Genomic DNA, 18,643 nt, shown 5'->3' on the forward strand with positions numbered 1-18,643 from the left:
ACAAGGTAGTCGCCCCCGGGGGCCGGGCCGGGGCCTGCCGCAGCCGCGCGGAACCTCCGCCTGCGCCGCCGTCGGGGATGTGGTCCACATTACGTCTGCGGGGGTTTAGGCTAGGCCCCATGGCTTTGGAGTTCACCCGCGTAGGCCTGGCTCCGCACTACGTGGATTATTCAGCAGGCTGGGATCTCCAGCAGCAGCTGCACCGGCAGGTCCTTGAGGGTTCTTCCCCCGATACGGTCCTGCTCCTTGAGCACACCCCGGTATACACGGCGGGGCGCCGTACCGAACGGCATGAGCGCCCGTTTGACGGAACTGCCGTGATCAACGTGGACCGCGGCGGAAAACTCACCTGGCACGGCCCCGGCCAGCTGGTGGGCTATCCGATCCTGCGCCTGGCCGATCCGGCCCACGTGAAGGCATACGTTGCGGCCCTGGAGGCCGCCGTCATCGCCGTCCTGCAGGAATACGGGATTACCGGCACCCGGATCGAGGGCCGCTCGGGAGTGTGGCTGCGCGGAGACGGGCAGCCCTTCGGCACCCCGGACCGCAAAATCGCCGCCGTCGGCATCCGCGTCCACCAAGGCGTAACCATGCACGGCTTCTCCCTGAACTGCAGTAACGACCTTTCTCCGTACAGCCAGATCATTGCCTGCGGCATTACCGACGCCGGCACCACCTCCATCAGCGCCGAAACCGGCAGGACCGTGTCTCCGGCCGACGTCGTTGACCGGATCGAGTCCGAGCTTGCCGCCCGTACGGCGGAACTGACCGGCACCACCCCGACAGAACTCCCCGGCCGCGGCGCCATCCCTGCCGACGGCCGGCCGAAAGGAGCCCTGCTGTGACCCTCGCCCCTGAAGGACGCCGCCTGCTGCGCATCGAACAGCGCAACGCCGCCGTCCCGGTGGAACGCAAGCCCGAATGGATCAAGGCCAAAGTGAACATGGGCCCGGAATTCGTGGAACTGAAGAAGCAGGTGAAGAAGGAAGGCCTGCACACCGTCTGCGAGGAGGCCGGGTGCCCGAACATCTTCGAGTGCTGGGAGGACCGCGAGGCCACCTTCCTCATCGGCGGGTCCGAATGCACCAGGCGCTGCGACTTCTGCCAGATCGACACCGGCAAGCCCTCCGCCCTGGACCGGATGGAACCGCTCAAGGTGGCACGCTCGGTGCAGCAGATGAACCTGCGCTACGCCACGGTGACGGGCGTGGCCCGGGATGACCTGGAAGACGAAGGTGTCTGGCTCTACGCCGAGACGATCCGCAAGATCCACGAACTCAACCCGGGCACCGGCGTCGAAATCCTCATTCCCGACTTCTCCGGCAAGGTGGAGCACATCATCGATATCTGCGAGGCGAAGCCGGAAGTCTTCGCCCACAACGTCGAAACGGTGCCGCGCCTGTTCAAGCGCATCCGGCCCGCATTCCGGTACGAGCGGTCCCTGGATGTGATCACCCAGGGCCAGAACATGGGCATGGTGACCAAGTCCAACCTCATCCTGGGCATGGGCGAGACCCGCGAAGAGGTCTCCGGTGCCTTGAAGGACCTGCGCGATGCCGGCTGCGACCTGCTCACCATCACCCAGTACCTGCGCCCCAGCGAACGCCACCTCCCGGTGGACCGCTGGGTCAAGCCGCAGGAATTCGTGGACATCAGTACCGAAGCAGAGGAACTGGGCTTCCTGGGCGTGATGAGCGGTCCGCTGGTCCGTTCCTCCTACCGCGCCGGCCGGCTGTGGGCCGGAGCAATGCGCCGCAAGGGCCGGGAACTGCCCCCGCAGCTGGCACACATCGAGGATTCCGGCACCACCCTGCAGGAAGCCTCCTCCATCCTCGCCCGCAGCTGAGGCACCCGCCCCGCATACCGTTGCACCACGGCGCGTGTCACATCCGCACGCCCTTCAATACAGCACGCCCGCATCACGTAGAATTGACTTATTATGGCCAAAAGCACTGATTCCGACGCATCCCAGACCCCCCGCAAGGGCGCCTTTTCCCGCAAGCCGAAGGGGGAAAAGAAGCCCAAGAAGCAGGGGCGCATGAAGCAGATGGTGGACATCTTCAAGATGACCCGCCGGAATGACCCGAACGTTGTATGGCTGATGCTTGGTGCCTTCTTCGGCATCATCGCCGTGGGCCTGCTGATCGGCCTGCTCATCGACAACTGGATCACACTGCTGATCATCGCCATCCCGCTTGGCCTGCTCGCCGCGGTGTTCATCCTGTCCCGGCGCGCAGAGCGGGCGGCGTTCTCGCAGATCGAAGGACAGCCCGGTGCCTCCGGTGCAGCCCTGAGTGTGCTCCGCCGCGGCTGGATCCTCGAAGAGCAGCCCGTTGCGGTCAACCCGCGCACCCAGGAAGCGGTGTTCCGCGCCATTGGCCGTCCCGGCATTGTCCTGGTCACCGAAGGCTCCCCGACCCGCGCCCGTGCACTGGCCGACGGCGAACGCCGGCGCATGAACCGCATCGCCCCCAAGGTTCCGGTCACCGTCATCCAGACCGGAAACGGTGAAGGGCAGGTCCCCCTGGCCAAGGTGGCCCCCACGGCCAAGAAGCTGCCCAAGCAGTTGACCAAGCAGGAAGTCGCCGCCGTCAACCAGCGTCTCTCCGCACTGGGAACCCGGCTGCCGATCCCCAAGGGCATTGACCCCTACCGTGCCCGCCCGGACCGCAAGGCTACCCGCGGACGCTAGCCGTTCCTACCAAAAGGGCCCCTCTCGAGGGGCCCTTTTGTTGTATCCGGCCTAGGACTCGGCCTTTCCCCGTCCAGCCGTGACCGCGCCTGGGCCAGCATCAAGGCGCGCCAGCAGTTCCCGCTCTTCGTTGCCGGACAGACCGGCGCCGCGGGGCCGGTCGATGCCTTCGTTCTCTTCCCAGGCCAGTGTGTCCGCAAGGGTCTGCTCCAGGGGCCGGAGCGTCAGCCCTGCCCGGCGCGCCCGCGCATTCGAGCGGGCATTCATGCCTTGCCAGTCCTGATCTTCCAGCCACAGCGGGAGCGAGCGGGGACCGGACCATTCCCCCACACCCTGCTCACGCAGCCACTGCTGGGCGACGGCGACGGCGCTGCCCTGTTTCTCCCCGGCCGCACCGGTGCTTGCCGGTTCGTGCTCCGGCAGCGGTATTCCGGGGCCTGCGGCGGAGGCGGCGGCCGCCAAGTGCTGCGCCAGGGGAACGGTATCCCCCACGGCATTGAAAATCCCCGCGGTGCGTTCCCGGGCCACGTCCACCAGCCACTGGGCGAGGTCGCGTACATCAATGAGCTGTGTGGGCTGCGCGCCGGCGTCGGGCACCAGGACCCTGCCGCCGGCGTCGGCGGGATGCGCGAAGCGCAGCGGCCAGTATCCGCTGCGCCCGGAGTGGTCGCCGGGACCGCCGATCAGCCCCGCCCGCACGATCGCCCGCCGCGACGGGCCGAACCCGGACGTTACGGCCTGCTCGCAGGCCACCTTGGCCGGGCCATAGCTCTCCATGGACTCCATGACGTCGGACGCCAGCGGTGGCAGCAGCGGTGCGTCTTCGTCCTGCCCGTACTCCTTCTGGCTGGCATAGACGTTCCCAGTGGAGACAAATACGTAGAAGTCCGCCGCGTCGGCCAGGTCCCGCACGGCCCGCCGGACCTGCCCGGGCTGCCGGGACACGTCGATGACCGCGTCCCACCGCTGCCCTGCCGCTTCCGCCAGGCCGCCGTCGGCGTCGCGGTCAATCGACAGGAACGCGGCCCCGGACGGCGGGGCGCCGGAGATGCCGCGAGCTGCGCAGGTGACCTCATGTCCTTCCGCCGCGGCGGCCAGTGCGGTGCGGTGTCCAAGCCAGGCGGTGCCGCCGAGAATAAGGAGCTTCATGCCCCGAGCCTGCCGCAGGCATGCGGAAAAGGAAAGCTTAGTGTTTAACCTTCACCAGGACGGTTCCCATGGCACGGTCGTGCAGTCCGCGCTGGTCGGCGTCGAATACAACAGCCGGGAGCACCAGGCACAGCAGCAGGGTGCGGACAATGCCGGCCGGAATACCCGCGGCCCGGCCGTCCATTTTCTGCACCTGCAGGCTGAACACACGGTGGCCGATGCTGTAGCCGAGCAGGCTGACCAGGACTATCTGTTCGACGGCGAAGATGCCGAGGATCGCGAAGTCGTCACCGCCGAAAAGCCAGTAGGCGATCAGGGAAGCGATGGCCCAGTCAATGACCAGCGCGCCCAGGCGTGGCCCTACGCGGGCTATTGAACCCGGACCCGTCCGGGGCCGGCCAAGGCCCTTGCCCGGCCAGGTGCTCTCGTCGGAGGGAGGGCCTTGCAGCCAGGAACCTATATCGCTTCTATCGACCACGGTTAAAGACTACCCGGGTGGCCGGGCCGTAAATAAACCTCCTATTATCACTGCCCCGGACAGTTGCGGATAGGGTGGAAGGGAGACCACCGACTGCGTAACGTGCCGGAAACACACGTGTCACCGCCGGGAAACCGGGTCCTTCTAAGGTCAAGGTGTTGCGCCGGACGGTCAAAGGACCGGGCGCCAGCTTTGGTCTTGCAGCCCGAGGTCCTCCATCCAAACAGTTGTATAGGAGCACAGAAACGATGTTCAAGAACGCGGACGAAGTCCTCAAGTTCATCGCTGACGAGCAAGTGAAGTTCGTCGACATCCGATTCACCGACGTTCCCGGAGTGCAGCAGCACTTCAACGTGCCGGCCAAAACCGTAGATGCCGATTTCTTCGTCAACGGTCAGCTGTTCGACGGCTCATCCATCCGTGGCTTCCAGGGCATCGCCGAATCCGACATGCAGCTCATCCCCGACGTCACCACGGCGTTCCTGGATCCGTTCCGCATCGAGAAGACGCTGGCCCTGAACTTCTCCATCGTGAACCCGCGCACCGGCGAGCCGTACCACCGCGATCCGCGCGGCGTGGCTGAGCGTGCCGAGGCCTACCTCGCGTCCACCGGCATCGCCGACACTGCGTTCTTCGGCTCCGAGGCCGAGTTCTACATCTTCGACAACGTGCAGTACGAATCCGCCCCCAAGGGCAGCTTCTACAAGGTGGATTCCATCGAGGCACCGTGGAACAGCGGCCGCGAGGAAGACGGCGGCAACCTGGGCAACAAGACCCCGTACAAGGGCGGCTACTTCCCGGTGGCCCCGGTTGATAAGCAGGCCGACCTGCGCGACGCCATCAGCGTCGAGCTGGACAACGTGGGCCTCGCCGTCGAACGCGCCCACCACGAGGTCGGCGGCGCCGGCCAGGCCGAAATCAACTACAAGTTCACCACGCTGACGCACGCCGCTGACGACCTGCAGAAGTTCAAGTACATCGTCAAGAACGTCGCCGACGCCTGGGGCAAGTCCGCCACCTTTATGCCGAAGCCGATTTTCGGTGACAACGGTTCGGGCATGCACTGCCACCAGTCGCTGTGGAACGGCGGCGAGCCGCTGTTCTACGACGAGAAGGGCTACGCCGGCCTTTCGGACCTGGCCCGCTGGTACATCGGCGGCCTGCTCAAGCACGCTTCGGCTGTGCTGGCCTTCACCAACCCGACGGTCAACTCCTACCGCCGCCTGGTCAAGGGCTTCGAAGCCCCGGTGAACATGGTCTACTCGCAGGGCAACCGCTCCGCTGCCATCCGCATCCCGATCACCGGTTCCAACCCGAAGGCCAAGCGCCTCGAGTTCCGCGCACCGGATCCCTCCTCCAACCCGTACCTGGCTTTCTCGGCCCAGCTGATGGCAGGCCTGGACGGCATCAAGAACCGCATTGAGCCGGCGGACCCGATTGACAAGGACCTCTACGAGCTGCCGCCCGAAGAGGCCAAGCACATCCAGAAGGCTCCGGGTTCGCTCGAAGAGGCACTGGTGGCCCTGGAGAACGACAACGAGTTCCTGCAGGCCGGCGGCGTGTTCACCCAGGACATGATCGACAGCTGGATCGAGTACAAGCGTGAATACGAGATCCTGCCCCTGGCCATGCGTCCGAACCCGTTCGAGTTCGAGCTCTACTACGGCGTCTAGCTGGAATCCGCGGCTAAACGGGGTTTAGTCCGCAAGGAGTCCGCACGAGCGGCCAGCACTTCGGTGAGGGCTGCACGTGCGGACTCTTCTTTATCCGGGAACATTTGCCCGTTAGTATCCAGTGTCACCTTCACTGAGACGTGACGCAGGCACCGCGGAACTACTTTCACATCGAGGCCTTAAGCAATCAACAATGAGGCGCACCAGTAGGCAGATAGGGGTTGGTGCTGAAGGTGCGGTGAGAAATTTCCTCGAAGTCATTGAGACGCATCCCCTTCGTTCCCGGCGTTGCCTCGAAGTTCCAACAATCTGCAACTACCTGTATTTCGGCGAGAAAACGGGTATTCCACTGCTACAGACAAAGGACATGCCCCAGGCTTTGCGTGCACTCACCGGAGCAATCAGCCTCCGCGTCAGTCTCGGATTTCTCGGGGGTCATCATGTCAATAGCGCTATCCCGCCGTGCCCAAAAAGCCGGCTCACTCGCTGCCGCCGCAACGGCCGCAGCCCTGGTCCTGGGCTTCGCCGGCCCGGTCCAGGCCTACGCACCCTTAGCCGTTCCCGGTGCATCAACCGGGGCGCAGAACACTATAGGACTCCTGGGGTCCCGTCCCGGGGCAACCCCGTTACCAGTCCCGGTCAGCGATACAGTCAGCGCCTCAGTCGACGTCGGAACTGGCAACCTCTCCGTGTCCATCGGTGCCCTCAGCCTTCCCGGCATTAACGGCGACGCGAGCCTGGGCATGGTTTACAACTCCCGTTCCACGGACGACGCATCGTCGTTCACCAGTCCGCGCTGGAATCTAGCCCTGGCTTCCGCCGGCACCCTCTCCACCACTTCCAAAGGTGTTCTATTCACTTCCGGGGACGGCTACTCCGCCCTCTTCACCCCGGTTTCCGGTTCCACCACAGCTTTCACTCCCCCGGCGGGTGTGAAAGCGGACCTGGTTAAGACCGCCACCGGTTACACGTTGACCTCCCGTACCACCGCCGAAGTTCAGACGTTTAACGCGGACGGCAAAGCCGTATCCCTGGCCGACCGCAACGGCAACAAGACGACTCTGACCTACAACGGTGCCCGTCCCACGAAGATTGTCGGCACACGGGCCAGCGAGGCGGCCCGCACCGCCACCGTCAGCTACGGATCCCAGAGCGGACTGGTCGAAAAAATCAGCCAGACCGCTGGCAGCAACACCCGGTCCGCGACCTTCGGCAAGGACGACTACAGCCAGAACATGGTCATCTACCAGGACGTGAACGGCAAATCCACAAAGTTCGGTTACAGCGGGTCGCTGTTGACCCGGATCACCTCACCCACGGGATCGGCAGTGACTTTCACGTACGATAACCAGGGCCGCGTCACGAAGATCGAGCAGCTGAACGACAGCGCCGGCTCTCCCGGCGATTCCACCACCAGGCTCTCCTACGTCTCGGCCACCCAGGTGCTGCTCGCCGGACCGAATACCGATCAGGCCGCCGCCGTGAATGCCGTCCCGCGCACCACCTACACCCTGGACGGCACCGGACGGGTCACCAACGTTGTGGACGCGGCCGGACGTACCCGTTCCAGGACCTACACCGCAGACTTCGACACCCTCACCGCAACCCAGGGCACCGGCACCAGTGCCGGAACCACCACCAACACCTACGGGGCCAACACCGGGCAGTCCCTCACCGGCTCATCCTCGGCAACGGGCGCAAAGGGGGCGGCCGAATACGGCAACACCGCAGCGAACACCAAGTACCTGGCCACCTCCAGCACCGACGATGCCGGGAACAAAAGCACCTACACCTTCAACGGGTCCGGGAACATGCTCTCCTCCTCCGATGCCCTCGCCGCCACTGCCGCGTTGACATACAACGCCGACGGCACCGTGGCCACCGCCCAGGCACCGGGCAACGGCACCAACACCACCAAATACACCTATAACGCCGAACACCAGCTCACCCGGGTCACCCCGGTGACCGGCTCTTCCCTGGCCGCCAAGGACTTCACCTACGACGAATGGGGACGAACCAAAACGGCCACCGACGGGCGCGGAAACACCACCACCTACACCTACGACACCCTCGGCCGGATCCTCACCCAATCCTTCTCCGACGGCACCGGGAAAATCACCTACACCTACAACGCCGACGGCCGGACCACCAAACGCGTCGACGGCTCCGGCACCACCACCTACGCCTACGACCGGCTCGGACGCCTCACCTCGCGCGCCAACTCCGCAGGCGGCGGAACGATCGACTACGGATATGACAAAGCCTCCAACCTGGTCGCTACGACCGACAGCCGCGGCACCACCAAATACGAGTTCGACGACGCCGGGGTGCCGGCCACCTTGAAGTATCTGCTGGACGGTACGGAAAAGACCCTCGCGTTCGCTGTCGATGACAAAGGCAGGCGTACCGACTCCTGGCTGCAGGCCAACAAGGACCGCACCGGGTGGGCCGCCCACACCCACACCGACTACGACTCTGCTGGGAAGGTCACCCGCGTCACCGCCCAGACCGGGCCGGGCAATACTGACAACACCCCGGTGATGGACTTGTCCTACTGCTACACCACAGGCACCACGGCACCTAACTGCACACCCAACCCCGCCTCGGACCGCACCAAGGTCCAGTGGATTAAGGACAACCTGTCCGGGGCTGTCTCCGCCTACACATACGACGGGGCAGGACGGCTCACCAAAGCAGTTGTCAACGGCGGGCCATCCCCGGCAACCTACACCTACACCTACGACGCCCGCGGCAACCGGCTCACCGCCGGCGGCCCCTCCGGCACACAAACCCTGGCCGCGAACGCCGCCAATCAAATCACCACCGCCGGGTACGCCTTCGACGGCGCCGGGAACCTCACCGCCGATCCCGCCGGATCATACAAATACAACGGGGCCGAACAGATGACGACAGCCACCGTTGGCGGGAAGGCCTACACCTACAAATACGCAGGCCCAGCCCAGAACGAGCTGCTGTCCCAGACCACGCCTCAGGGCACCTATCAGCTCACCTACGGCCGAACGGACGCCCAGGGCCAACCGGTGATCGAACAGTTGAAGAAGGACAACCTCACCGCCTATGTGGAACACGACCCCGTCACCGGTGAACCGCTGATGCTGCGCACCAGCTCCGGCATGCAGTCCCTCTACGTTTACGACGGAACCGGCAACCCCGCCGCCCTGATCACCAGCGGCAAGTATGTGGCCTTCGCCTACGCCTACGACCCCTACGGCAAGCCCACCCTCACCGAAGACTCCGGGGGCCTGGGTGTGCCGCAGAACCCGTACACCTTCAAGATCGGGCTCCAAGACCGGGCCACCGGCTGGGTAAAATACGGACAACGCTGGTACAACCCGGGCATCGGCCGCTGGACCCAAATGGACACCTTGGACGCGCCCCTGGACCCAGCTAATGCCAACCGTTATGCTTACTCCGCCAATGATCCAATCAACAACTCGGACCCACTCGGTCTCCTGGCAGGCGAGTGCGCTTTCTCTCAAGGAGCGCTGCTGGTGTCAGCTGCGGCTATCGTGTTTTCGGCCGCATCTATTCCCGTGACGGGTCCAATCGGCGCAGGAGCGGCTATTAATCTGTCCCTGGCCTTGATAGGCGGAGCAGCGGCGGGAACGTCCACCGTCGTTGCTTGCGACGATCCTTTTTATCCGCGTCAAGCTCTACCGCCCGTTCCACTGATAATTGATTAAGATTACGTCTGCGGTAGGTATGGCCGTCGAAAGGAGACACTTTGGGCCGTCGGCTTTGGCTTATCTCTATGTCTTTATACACAATATTTTCTGTGATGCTCTTAACAAGCGCCTTGATAAGAACTAGTTCTTTGGCTTGGCTATACGCAGCCATGGCCTTACTCGGCGTAGCCGCAATCGCGGGAACCGTCTACCAATCTAGACGTCGATAATTTTTGACCTTGATCCTAGATTCGCTATTTCTTACAAACAGCGGGGCCGGAACCTTCCGTGGGATTCCGGCCCCGCCCTGTCTTTGTTGTTTCCATTCGGAAGTGCACTGTCAAGCGTGAAAGACTAAGTAGATTTGCTGACTCCAGGTTCCGGGTTTTTGTGCCTGGCAAACCGGTGGAGGACCCAAACGGAACCGGCACGCTTCTCATGTTCCCTATCTTTGGCTGTATCGCATTTGGAGTGTGTCTCATAATATTTTCCATAACTGGTGTTCTAAAATGAACCCTTGAGCATAAGGGGGACCATGTGGTCGCTGTTGGTAATATTGATGATCGTCGGTTGCCTTTGCGGTGTCACGGCGTTCGTACACGCGATTACCCATAATCCACCAACGCGGACTTGCACCCACGGAATTCTACTATCGCGATACTCTTCATAGTAGCGGCGCGGACTGCATTTCTATTTTTCTGAGCACGGCTAGGAACGATACGTGGAGTTGCATTTTTGCGCTTATAGCTGATGTGCAAATCCACTGTCAGGTCGCTGATCGGTTTAATAATAGGCACTGAGATACGGCCGAGCCGACCAATTGGCAGACCGCCCGCCTAATCAAAATCGTAGGCCGGAGATCAGGGTGGCTACAGCGAACAGTTATCCCACGGCTTGAAATTGATGTCACACGACTTCCCATCGACCGTCGTGCTGCTCCAGATAGAGGATGATCGCCGGCGCCGTCCTACAGTGTCACGCCGTCGGGCAGATCCGGGGCGTCAAACTTCTGCCGTTCGCACTCCGCGGCCAGCTGCGGATAGGTAGCGGCGATCAGGTCCAGGATCCGGTTGCGGACCACCAGGTACGCTTCACCAACGCCCACCACTCCTTTGAACTCCTTGAGCTCCGCCTCGTAGGAGGTCTGCTGGTGGCGCAGGTAGTTCACGGTCAGCCGGTTCAGCCGGGACGGAGCAGTGGACATGCTCGCCGGAGACTGCTTGCCGCGCAGCCGGCCGTTGAAGTGTTCAATCGCCTTGCGCTGCACGCTCTCCCACGGCTCCGGGACGATGCGCAGGTCCAGTGACTGCGCGACGCCGACGGCGGCCTTCTTCTTCACCAGGGCACGTTCCCGGGCGGCCAGCTGGCGGTTGCGGGAGGCTTCGCGGGCCTTCCGGTACTCCGGGGTAGCCTCGAGGGCTTCTACGCGCTCGAGCGCGTATAGCTTCATCGGCGCGGCCTTGCGGGAGAACGGGTTGCGCGCCGTCTGATCCGGTTCCGGCAGGAAAGTCTTAATCTGTCCGTCCGTCCAGCCGCGCTCCTTTTTCAGGTCGTTGGCGATGAGCAGTCCCTCGCTGTTGGCCGGCTTGGGACGCGGTGGATGGTGTTTGCCTCTGGGCACGGTGCTCCTGCGCGAATGTAGTGGTTGTGTGCCCTCCATTCTAGGAGCGCCCGCCGACGGACCGGAAAAGCCCAAAATAAAACGCCGCCATTCCCGGTACGGGAACGACGGCGGAGACTTCGTTGCGCCCCGTGTACTGCAGGCGCTGCACAGTGTGCTGCTTGTGTCCTAGGCGGATGCCTCGGCGATGACCGGGCTCGGGGCCGGTTCCGCGGTCAGCATACCGATTTCGGCTGCGGATACTCCCCCGGCAACCAGCGCGCAGGCGGCCGAGATAGCGGCGATCTGTGCGGTGAATCGTGAAGTGGTGGTCCTGGTGCGCGTCACGGCGACGTGCTTCAACATATAGTTGATGCTCCCTTCAGAGGCATGTGGTGGAACTCCGGGCACGCCGAACACCGGCGGGTTCCTTCTGGTGTGGCTTCAGCGCCGGAGTGGTGACTGCGGTTCGTCGCCCAAGGCGGACCGCGGGGTTTCAGGAGAGGCTGCGCTGTGTACATACGATCTACATATGCGATCTATACGTGCGCTGGCGCCGGTAAGCGCGCCTTGGCCTTCAAATCCTGTCCGTTATCCAGTCTAGAGGCATTGACGCCCGCTCTCAAGGAGGAGACGCCCGGGACTGCAGTAGATTAGGACACATGCAGCCCGAGCCGTTGTCTCTCTCCGTTGGCGAAGCAGTTCCTTCAGCGGTTTTCGCCCGGCCTGCACAGCCCGCCGCCGTCGTCGTTGTGGCGCACGGTGCCGGAGCCGGAATGGAGCACCCCTTCCTGACGGGATTCACCGATGCGCTGAACGACGCCGGTCTGGCCACGCTCCGCTTCAATTTCCCCTACCGGGAGGCGGGCAGGAAGTTTCCGGACAAGGCGCCGGTAGCCGTCGAGACGTGGAAGGCGGCCATGGACGCAGCGCTTTCGCGCGGCGGCGATCTGCCGGTGTGGGCGTGCGGGAAGTCCTTCGGCGGGCGGATGGCGTCCATGGCGGTAGCAGAGGGAATGCCTGCCGCCGGGCTGGTGTACCTGGGTTATCCGCTGCATCCGCCGGGGAAGCCCGAGAAGCTGCGCGATGCCCACCTGTACGGACTTCCCCTGCCGATGCTGTTCCTGCAGGGCACAAGGGATCCGTTTGCCCTGCCGGGCGAACTCGAACCTGTCGCCGAACGGATCGGTCCCAATGCCGTGATCCAGCGTGTTGAGGGCGGGAACCATTCGTTCGAAGTCCGCGGGCAGAAACGGCCGGCGGACGTCATCGGAGCCGGATTGGCAGGGCCGGTGGCAGACTTCGTCCGGGCGCACTTGCCGGCAGCTGATCAGCCCGCAGGCTGATCAGTCCGCACGCTGGTCAGTCCGCACGCCGTGCGTACGTGAGCAGGGCATTGCCGGAGGACGTGATCCGGGAGCTTTTCAGTTCAAGCCGGGTAGTGGGGTCTTCCGGCCGGAAGAGCCGCTCACCTCCGCCGGCGACGACGGGGTGGACCATTAGGGTCAGTTCGTCCAACAGCCCCGCGAAGAGCAGTTGCCGGACCACGGAGATGCTGCCCTGGATGCCGATGGTGCCGCCTTCGCTCCCGCGCAGGGCTGTGACGAAGTCTTCCAGCCCGCCCTCGATGAGCGAGGAGTTTTCCCATTCCAGCGGTCCGTCCAGGGTCCGGGACGCCACGTATTTCCGGACCGGGTTGATGAAGTCTCCGAACTCGTCATCATGGGCGGGGTCCGGCCAGTAGCTGGCCCACTGCTCGTAGGTTTTGCGGCCCATCAGCACCGTGTCCATATCGGCCAAAGCGGCTTCCATGGCCGGGCCCATGTCCTCATCGAAGTGGTCGAACTGCCAGAGATTGGGTGATTCCACCACGCCGTCAACGGAGCTGAACAGGGACGAGGTCACTTTGCGCATGGCAGCAACGTTCCGGGCTCAGGTGGTGCGTGTCAACCGTGTAGTCTTCCGGCAGGTTTGTGTCTTGTTCCAAGCGGGGTGAAGGGGTGTTCGATGGCTAGTATGCCGCTGAGGCTGTTGACGCCATACCTGCGGCTGACCCGGAAACCCCTGACGGCAACCGCGGGGCGGGCGGAGAAACGGCTCACAGCGCCCAAGCGCCCGTCGCCTCCGCCCCGCCGGCTCCGGCGCGGTTTCCGGGTGGACGAACGCACCGTCAACGGCTTCACCTGTTACAGCGTGCAGCCCCGCGACCCGCGCCCTGCCTCCGCCTCCGCCTCCGCGGTGATGTATCTGCACGGGGGCGCCTACACCAGCCCCATCACCGGCTGGCACTGGCGCTTTATCGCCGGGCTGGCCGCCGCCGGCCACCGCGTTGAAGTCCCCTTGTATGGCCTGGCGCCCCGGTACAGCCACCGGGACACGACTGCGCTGCTGGCATCGCTCTACCAATCGATCCTGGCCGACATCCCGCCGGAGCGGGTGGCTTTGGCGGGCGATTCGGCCGGCGGCGGACTGGCTTTGGCCTTCGCCCAGCAGCTGCCGGCCCTGTCACTGCCGGCCCCGGGCCGCATGGTCCTGCTGTCCCCCTGGGTGGATCTGGCGATGGAGAACCCGGAACTGGACGAGGTGGAAAAGCATGATCCGTGGCTCAGCCGCACCGGGCTCCGTGTGTCCGCCCGCGCCTGGGCATCAGGAACCCCGCTGACGGATCCGCGCGTCAGCCCGCTCTACGGCGGCCTTGCCGGGCTGCCGCCCACCCTGCTGTTTGCCGGGACCCGGGACCTGCCGTACCCCGACATCCGCAAGCTGGAAACCCGCATGCGGGCTGCAGGCGGCCAAGTGTCCCTGCGGGTGGCCGACGGCGGCGTCCACGTCTATCCGCTTCTGCCCGTCCCCGAGGGCAGGAAGGCGCGGAAACAGGTTCTGGGGTTTCTGGAAGAAGCCTGATCCGGCACCGGTGCCGGCCCCCCCTCAGCGCAGCGCGGCAGGCAGCTCAATGTCCCCGGGATCCATGTCCGGACGCGGACGCAGGAAGCGCAATGCATGCCGGAACGAGGTCCCCGTAAACGCGGTGTCCGCCGACACCTCAACCACCACAGGCTCCACGCGGATGATCCGGGTGGGCTCCGCTCCAGCGTTGAACCGGTCCATGGCAGCGGACTTGATCAATTCCGGCCAGGGGTGGCCGTCGCCGGAAGCGTTCAGGTGTGCGGCCAGCATCCGGGCAGCAGCAGGCTTCAACGGGGCGCTGCGCCCGACTATCCGCAGTTCGCCGTCAATGACCAGCCCGGCCACCACCTCCTGCGGACGTGCCAGCGAACCGGTGACCGCCCCGCAGAGGACCTCCACGGTGTCCCGGTGCCGCAGCTTCAGCCACTGACGCTGCCCGCCCGCGTAGGCCTGCCCGGCCCCCTTGATCACCAGGCCCTCGACGCCCGTGGCAGGCAGGTCCCGCAGCCACTGCTCAGCCGTGTCCGGATCGGATGTTACCGGCGAAAGGTTCAGCGGGGCCTGCCAACTCCGGGCCAGTTCCGTCAGCAGCGCGCGGCGGTCCCGCAGGGGTATGCTCCGGATGTCCTGTCCGTCTACGGCCAGCAGGTCAAACACTGCCAACGACGCCGGTTTTGCACGTACCAGGGCGGCGATTTCCCGTCCTGCCACCAGGCGTTTCTGCAGGGCATCAAAGTCCAGCCGGTCGCCGGAAAAGACCACGGCTTCGCCGTCCAGCACGTACCCGGGCGGCACCTGGTCCGCCGCGGCGGCGGCCAGCTCCGCAAACACTGCGGTGAGGTCCTTCCCGTTGCGCGACTGAACCCGCGCACCGGCGCCGGTGACTATGACGGCAACCCGGAAACCGTCCCATTTGGGTTCATACAGGCATCCGCCCGGCAGCGCACCGGGACCGGGGAGCCGGTCCACCGGCCGGGCCAGCGCGAGCTCGTAGCCGCCTTCAGGGACGGATGCACGCAACGGTTCCGGCGTCACGATCCGGCCCTACTCAGGGGCAGACTGCCCTGGCTTGCTACCGTGCGGGACCGGAACGCCCGGGACCGCCCGTTCCTGAGCCACAACCCGGTAAGCGGCCCGGTTGGCTCGAACCGCGGCCCACAGGACCAGCCCCAGTACCGCCGCTGATCCGGCGATCACCGCAAAACCGGCCACGTCTTCCGAGCCGCGGAAGACAAGCGCGAACACGCCAAGTAGGGCGAAAACAGCGGCCGCCGCATGGGTCGGGACCCGGGCTGCACGGTGGCCGGCGAGCCACGCCGCATCGGAAGCGGTCACGTAACCCACCCGGATGCCAACCAGGGAGTTGATCCCCATCCGGCCCCTGGCGGTGGCCTCAGCCGCCCACGAAAGCACAGCACCGCATCCAATCATCAAAACCCCGGTAAACCCCATGCAGGGAGTGTACCCGCCGGAACGCATGCCCACGGAACAACACCCGCCGCCGGCCCTCCCCGGTGCAGCTAACTGCGTTCGTACCGCCAGTTCGTCCCGTCCATCACCAGGCGGTGCCGGGGCGCCGGTGATCCCGGCACTGCCGACGTTCCATCCACCGGGGACGCCGCGCCGTCGTACTCTGCGTCCCCTTCCCAGCCGACCACCTTGACTGTGCCGTACCCGGCAAGCGGGCGGGTCCGGAAGGTTTCCGGTTCCGCGGCGGAGATGCGGGCCAGGGCGGCATCGGCGCCGCTGTCCTGCTGCAGGCCGTACAGGGTGACCCATGTGGGCGGTACCAGCTGCATCAGGCCGTTGCGGTGCCGGTCCAAGGCTTCAGCGGGGGCGAGCCACAAATGGTTCAGCAGCTCTCCCGGGTTGAGCCGGATATCGCCTGCTGGTGCCTTTACCGCGAAAAACCAGGTCTGGTACCGGCGAGGGATGTTCTCCGGCGGATACCAGCATGACAACGGCACCAGGTCTTCCGGATGCAGCAGCAGGCCGGTCTCTTCACCGGTCTCGCGGGTCCCGGCCCGACGGGCGGCCGCGGCTTCGGGTTCACCGCTGCGACGGTCCCCGGGGTCCACCCGGCCGCCGGGAAAGACCCAGGCGCCGCCGAAGGAACCCGCCGTCGGGCGCTCCAGCAGGAGCACCTCGGGCCCGGCGCCGGAGTCCCGCAGCAAAACGACAGTGGCCGCCGTACCGGTCAGTTCAGTCATGCCCAGAAGCATAACGAACAACGGCAGGCGGCCACTGCGGGCACAGCTGGGCTCGGGCTAGAGCACCTTTGCCAGGAAGTCCTGCAGGCGGGGTGCCTGCGGGCTGCCGAAGAGCTGGTCGGGGACGTTTTCCTCCACGATGTGCCCGTCGGCCATAAAGATCACGCGGTCCGCCACTTCGCGGGCAAAGCCCATTTCGTGGGTGACCACCACCATGGTCATGCCCTGCTTGGCCAGGTCACGGATAACCTGCAGCACCTCGCCCACCATCTCCGGGTCAAGGGCCGAGGTGGCCTCGTCGAAGAGCATGATGTCCGGCTTCATGGCCAGCGCACGGGCAATGGCCACGCGCTGCTTCTGGCCGCCGGAAAGCTGTGCGGGGCGGGCGTTGGCCTTGTCTGCCAGGCCCACCCGGTCCAGCAGGGCAAGGGCGGTCTTGCGGACCTCGGCCTTGGATGCCTTCTTCAGCTGCACCGGGGCCAGCATGATGTTTTCCAGCACGGTCATGTGCGGGAACAGGTTGAAGTGCTGGAAAACCATGCCGATGTGCTGGCGGACCGAGTTCAGGTCCACCTTCGGATCGGTCAGGTTGACGCCGTTGACCGAGACCGTGCCGCCGGTGATGTCTTCCAGCTTGTTCAGGCAGCGCAGGAACGTGGACTTGCCGGAGCCGGAGGGACCGATGACGCATACTACTTCGCCCTCGGCCACAGCCACGTCCAGGCCCTTGAGCACCTCGTTGGAGCCGTAGGACTTCCGCAGCCCGATGGTTTCGATCTTGCTCACTTGTTAAACCTCTTATCCACGACGTCAGCCAGCTTGGTCAGCGCCGTAATGACGATGAAGTACAGCGCAGCCACAATGAGGAGGACCTCCGCGGTGCGGAAGTTCACGGCGTAAACCTGCTGGCCCTGGTAGGTCAACTCCGCGAAGCCGATGACGGCCAGCAGCGACGTGTCCTTCAGCGTGATGACGAACTGGTTGATGAAGGACGGCGTCATGATCTTGATGGCCTGCGGAATGATGACCTTCTGCATGGTCTTCACGTAGCCCAGCCCCAGGCTGCGGGCCGCTTCCATCTGGCCCGGGTCCACGGACTGGATGCCGCCACGCACAATCTCCGTCATGTAGGCACCGGCGTTCAGGCTCAGTGTCAACACGCCGGCAGTCAGGACATCCACGGGACGGTCGATGATCTGCGGCAGGCCGAAGTAGAAGAAGAACGCCTGGACCAGAACGGGAGTGCCTCGGAAGATGCTCACGTAGATGGTGGCGATGCCGCGCAGGACCTTGTAGTTGCCGACCTTCAGGAAGCCGAAAAAGACACCCAGGATCAGCGCGAAGAACAGGGACAGTGCGGTGGCCAGCAGGGTCAGGCCCAGCCCCTTGGCGAAGGCCGGAGCGTTGTCCGTGACCAGGGCCCAGAAGCTGGAATCCGCGGCGCCTGCCTCAAGATAGGTGTCCAGGATTTCCTGGTACTCCCCGCTCGCCTTCAGCTCGGCGAGGCCCTCGTTGAAGGCCGCAAGGAGTTCGGCGTTGGTGCCCTTGTTAACGGCAAAGCCGTAGGAGCTGCCGGCTTCCTTCTCCGTGACGGTTTTCAGCCCGTTGCCGGACTTCACGCCGTAGGCAAGCACCGGGTAGTCATCGAACACGGCAACGGAACCGCCGGCTTTGACGTCGTCGTACATCTGCGCGGACTGCGCAAAGGCAACCACTTCGAAGCCGTATTCGCCCTTAATGGACTCTGCGAACGTCTGGCCCTCGGTGCCGGTCTTGACGGCAACACGCTTGCCGCGCAGATCCTCATAGCCCTTGACGTCATCATTGTTCTCGGCAACGGCCATCTGGATGCCGGACTCAAAATACGGGTCCGAGAAGTCGAAGACCTTGCGGCGTTCGTCGGTGATGGACATGCCCGCAATGACGCCGTCCACCTGGTTGGACTGCAGCGACTGCAGTGCAGCGTCAAAGCCCAGGGACTGGATTTCGACGCCGAAACCCTCTTCCTCGGCGATGGCGTTCATAAGGTCCATGTCGATGCCCACGAGTTCGCCGTCCTGGCGGAACTCGAACGGCGCGAAGGTGGTGTCGGTGCCGACGATGAAGGATTTATCCTCCACGCCGTCCGCTGCGAAAGCCCCGGCCGCAGGTACACCCAGCAGCAAAGCCAGGGTTGCGAGGAATGCGGTCAGCGGTACGGCCAGTTTAGCCGGGCCCTTAAAGGCCCGTTTGCCACTAAGCAAAGTTA

The 18,643-nt window shown here is 64.5% G+C and carries 17 protein-coding genes; 7 read left to right on the plus strand and 10 right to left on the minus strand.

Annotated elements, in window-relative coordinates; translation table 11 throughout:
• Positions 1 to 119: 119 nt before the first annotated feature.
• The 3 genes from lipB to LOC57_RS10305 all read left to right on the plus strand — a co-directional run bounded on the left by lipB (position 120) and on the right by LOC57_RS10305 (position 2,692).
• On the plus strand, positions 120 to 845 hold the full coding sequence (lipB, locus tag LOC57_RS10295; RefSeq protein ID WP_229959516.1) for a lipoyl(octanoyl) transferase LipB: 726 nt from the start codon (positions 120 to 122) through the stop codon (positions 843 to 845).
• Positions 842 to 1,846 (plus strand): lipoyl synthase, encoded by a 1,005-nt coding sequence (gene lipA, locus LOC57_RS10300; protein WP_227910892.1) that lies wholly within the window; start codon positions 842 to 844, stop codon positions 1,844 to 1,846. Before lipB ends, lipA begins: the two co-directional genes overlap by 4 nt.
• A gap of 93 nt (positions 1,847 to 1,939) precedes the next feature.
• A complete protein-coding gene (locus LOC57_RS10305) occupies positions 1,940 to 2,692 on the plus strand; it encodes a DUF4191 domain-containing protein (RefSeq protein ID WP_227910891.1) in 753 nt (250 codons plus the stop codon).
• A gap of 51 nt (positions 2,693 to 2,743) precedes the next feature.
• On the opposite strand, the gene LOC57_RS10310 is transcribed toward LOC57_RS10305, so the two are convergent.
• The gene (locus tag LOC57_RS10310; RefSeq protein WP_229959518.1) at positions 2,744 to 3,841 is read right to left on the minus strand and encodes an NAD-dependent epimerase/dehydratase family protein; all 1,098 of its coding nucleotides are present in this window, start codon (positions 3,839 to 3,841) and stop codon (positions 2,744 to 2,746) included.
• 37 nt (positions 3,842 to 3,878) lie between these two features.
• Positions 3,879 to 4,319: an RDD family protein gene (locus LOC57_RS10315; RefSeq protein WP_229959519.1), complete on the minus strand. Its 441-nt coding sequence runs from the start codon at positions 4,317 to 4,319 to the stop codon at positions 3,879 to 3,881.
• A 248-nt stretch (positions 4,320 to 4,567) separates the two neighbouring features.
• Here LOC57_RS10315 and glnA point away from each other — a divergent pair, with 248 nt between their 5' ends.
• Complete coding sequence (glnA, locus tag LOC57_RS10320) at positions 4,568 to 5,992, plus strand: type I glutamate--ammonia ligase (RefSeq protein ID WP_227910888.1); 1,425 nt, start codon at positions 4,568 to 4,570, stop codon at positions 5,990 to 5,992.
• A gap of 440 nt (positions 5,993 to 6,432) precedes the next feature.
• Complete coding sequence (locus tag LOC57_RS10325; protein ID WP_229959521.1) at positions 6,433 to 9,696, plus strand: RHS repeat domain-containing protein; 3,264 nt, start codon at positions 6,433 to 6,435, stop codon at positions 9,694 to 9,696.
• Between the two features lie 949 nt (positions 9,697 to 10,645).
• On the opposite strand, the gene LOC57_RS10330 is transcribed toward LOC57_RS10325, so the two are convergent.
• Complete coding sequence (locus LOC57_RS10330; RefSeq protein WP_229959523.1) at positions 10,646 to 11,299, minus strand: hypothetical protein; 654 nt, start codon at positions 11,297 to 11,299, stop codon at positions 10,646 to 10,648.
• Between the two features lie 168 nt (positions 11,300 to 11,467).
• Positions 11,468 to 11,644: a hypothetical protein gene (locus LOC57_RS10335; RefSeq protein ID WP_227910886.1), complete on the minus strand. Its 177-nt coding sequence runs from the start codon at positions 11,642 to 11,644 to the stop codon at positions 11,468 to 11,470.
• Positions 11,645 to 11,940: 296 nt separating this feature from the next.
• Here LOC57_RS10335 and LOC57_RS10340 point away from each other — a divergent pair, with 296 nt between their 5' ends.
• Positions 11,941 to 12,624, plus strand: coding sequence for an alpha/beta hydrolase family protein (locus LOC57_RS10340; RefSeq protein ID WP_229959525.1), 684 nt, complete (start codon positions 11,941 to 11,943; stop codon positions 12,622 to 12,624).
• Positions 12,625 to 12,640: 16 nt separating this feature from the next.
• On the opposite strand, the gene LOC57_RS10345 is transcribed toward LOC57_RS10340, so the two are convergent.
• On the minus strand, positions 12,641 to 13,192 hold the full coding sequence (locus tag LOC57_RS10345; RefSeq protein ID WP_227926567.1) for a dihydrofolate reductase family protein: 552 nt from the start codon (positions 13,190 to 13,192) through the stop codon (positions 12,641 to 12,643).
• A 93-nt stretch (positions 13,193 to 13,285) separates the two neighbouring features.
• Here LOC57_RS10345 and LOC57_RS10350 point away from each other — a divergent pair, with 93 nt between their 5' ends.
• On the plus strand, positions 13,286 to 14,182 hold the full coding sequence (locus LOC57_RS10350; RefSeq protein WP_229959527.1) for an alpha/beta hydrolase fold domain-containing protein: 897 nt from the start codon (positions 13,286 to 13,288) through the stop codon (positions 14,180 to 14,182).
• 24 nt (positions 14,183 to 14,206) lie between these two features.
• Here the strand turns inward: LOC57_RS10350 and LOC57_RS10355 are convergent, their stop codons facing one another.
• The 5 genes from LOC57_RS10355 to LOC57_RS10375 all read right to left on the minus strand — a co-directional run bounded on the left by LOC57_RS10355 (position 14,207) and on the right by LOC57_RS10375 (position 18,638).
• On the minus strand, positions 14,207 to 15,220 hold the full coding sequence (locus tag LOC57_RS10355; protein WP_227910882.1) for an ATP-dependent DNA ligase: 1,014 nt from the start codon (positions 15,218 to 15,220) through the stop codon (positions 14,207 to 14,209).
• 9 nt (positions 15,221 to 15,229) lie between these two features.
• On the minus strand, positions 15,230 to 15,637 hold the full coding sequence (locus LOC57_RS10360; RefSeq protein WP_229959529.1) for an SdpI family protein: 408 nt from the start codon (positions 15,635 to 15,637) through the stop codon (positions 15,230 to 15,232).
• Positions 15,638 to 15,705: 68 nt separating this feature from the next.
• Positions 15,706 to 16,395 (minus strand): NUDIX hydrolase, encoded by a 690-nt coding sequence (locus tag LOC57_RS10365; protein ID WP_227910880.1) that lies wholly within the window; start codon positions 16,393 to 16,395, stop codon positions 15,706 to 15,708.
• A 57-nt stretch (positions 16,396 to 16,452) separates the two neighbouring features.
• A complete protein-coding gene (locus LOC57_RS10370) occupies positions 16,453 to 17,181 on the minus strand; it encodes an amino acid ABC transporter ATP-binding protein (RefSeq protein WP_227910879.1) in 729 nt (242 codons plus the stop codon).
• Positions 17,178 to 18,638 carry an amino acid ABC transporter substrate-binding protein/permease gene (locus tag LOC57_RS10375; protein ID WP_229959531.1) on the minus strand — a complete coding sequence of 487 codons (1,461 nt, stop codon included), beginning with the start codon at positions 18,636 to 18,638 and terminating at the stop codon, positions 17,178 to 17,180. Before LOC57_RS10375 ends, LOC57_RS10370 begins: the two co-directional genes overlap by 4 nt.
• Positions 18,639 to 18,643 lie beyond the last annotated feature (5 nt).

The organism is Arthrobacter sp. zg-Y750 (genome assembly GCF_020907365.1).
Classification (GTDB): Bacteria; Actinomycetota; Actinomycetes; order Actinomycetales; family Micrococcaceae; genus Arthrobacter_B.

Bases quoted from the DNA above. Each gene is read 5' to 3' on its own strand.
- LOC57_RS10350 (WP_229959527.1), top strand. From the start codon at position 13,286: ATGGCTAGTATGCCGCTGAGGCTGTTGACGCCATACCTGCGGCTGACC.
- LOC57_RS10360 (WP_229959529.1), bottom strand. From the start codon at position 15,637: ATGGGGTTTACCGGGGTTTTGATGATTGGATGCGGTGCTGTGCTTTCG.
- LOC57_RS10335 (WP_227910886.1), bottom strand. From the start codon at position 11,644: ATGTTGAAGCACGTCGCCGTGACGCGCACCAGGACCACCACTTCACGA.
- lipB (WP_229959516.1), top strand. From the start codon at position 120: ATGGCTTTGGAGTTCACCCGCGTAGGCCTGGCTCCGCACTACGTGGAT.
- glnA (WP_227910888.1), top strand. From the start codon at position 4,568: ATGTTCAAGAACGCGGACGAAGTCCTCAAGTTCATCGCTGACGAGCAA.
- LOC57_RS10310 (WP_229959518.1), bottom strand. From the start codon at position 3,841: ATGAAGCTCCTTATTCTCGGCGGCACCGCCTGGCTTGGACACCGCACC.
- LOC57_RS10340 (WP_229959525.1), top strand. From the start codon at position 11,941: ATGCAGCCCGAGCCGTTGTCTCTCTCCGTTGGCGAAGCAGTTCCTTCA.
- LOC57_RS10325 (WP_229959521.1), top strand. From the start codon at position 6,433: ATGTCAATAGCGCTATCCCGCCGTGCCCAAAAAGCCGGCTCACTCGCT.
- LOC57_RS10305 (WP_227910891.1), top strand. From the start codon at position 1,940: ATGGCCAAAAGCACTGATTCCGACGCATCCCAGACCCCCCGCAAGGGC.
- LOC57_RS10365 (WP_227910880.1), bottom strand. From the start codon at position 16,395: ATGACTGAACTGACCGGTACGGCGGCCACTGTCGTTTTGCTGCGGGAC.
- LOC57_RS10345 (WP_227926567.1), bottom strand. From the start codon at position 13,192: ATGCGCAAAGTGACCTCGTCCCTGTTCAGCTCCGTTGACGGCGTGGTG.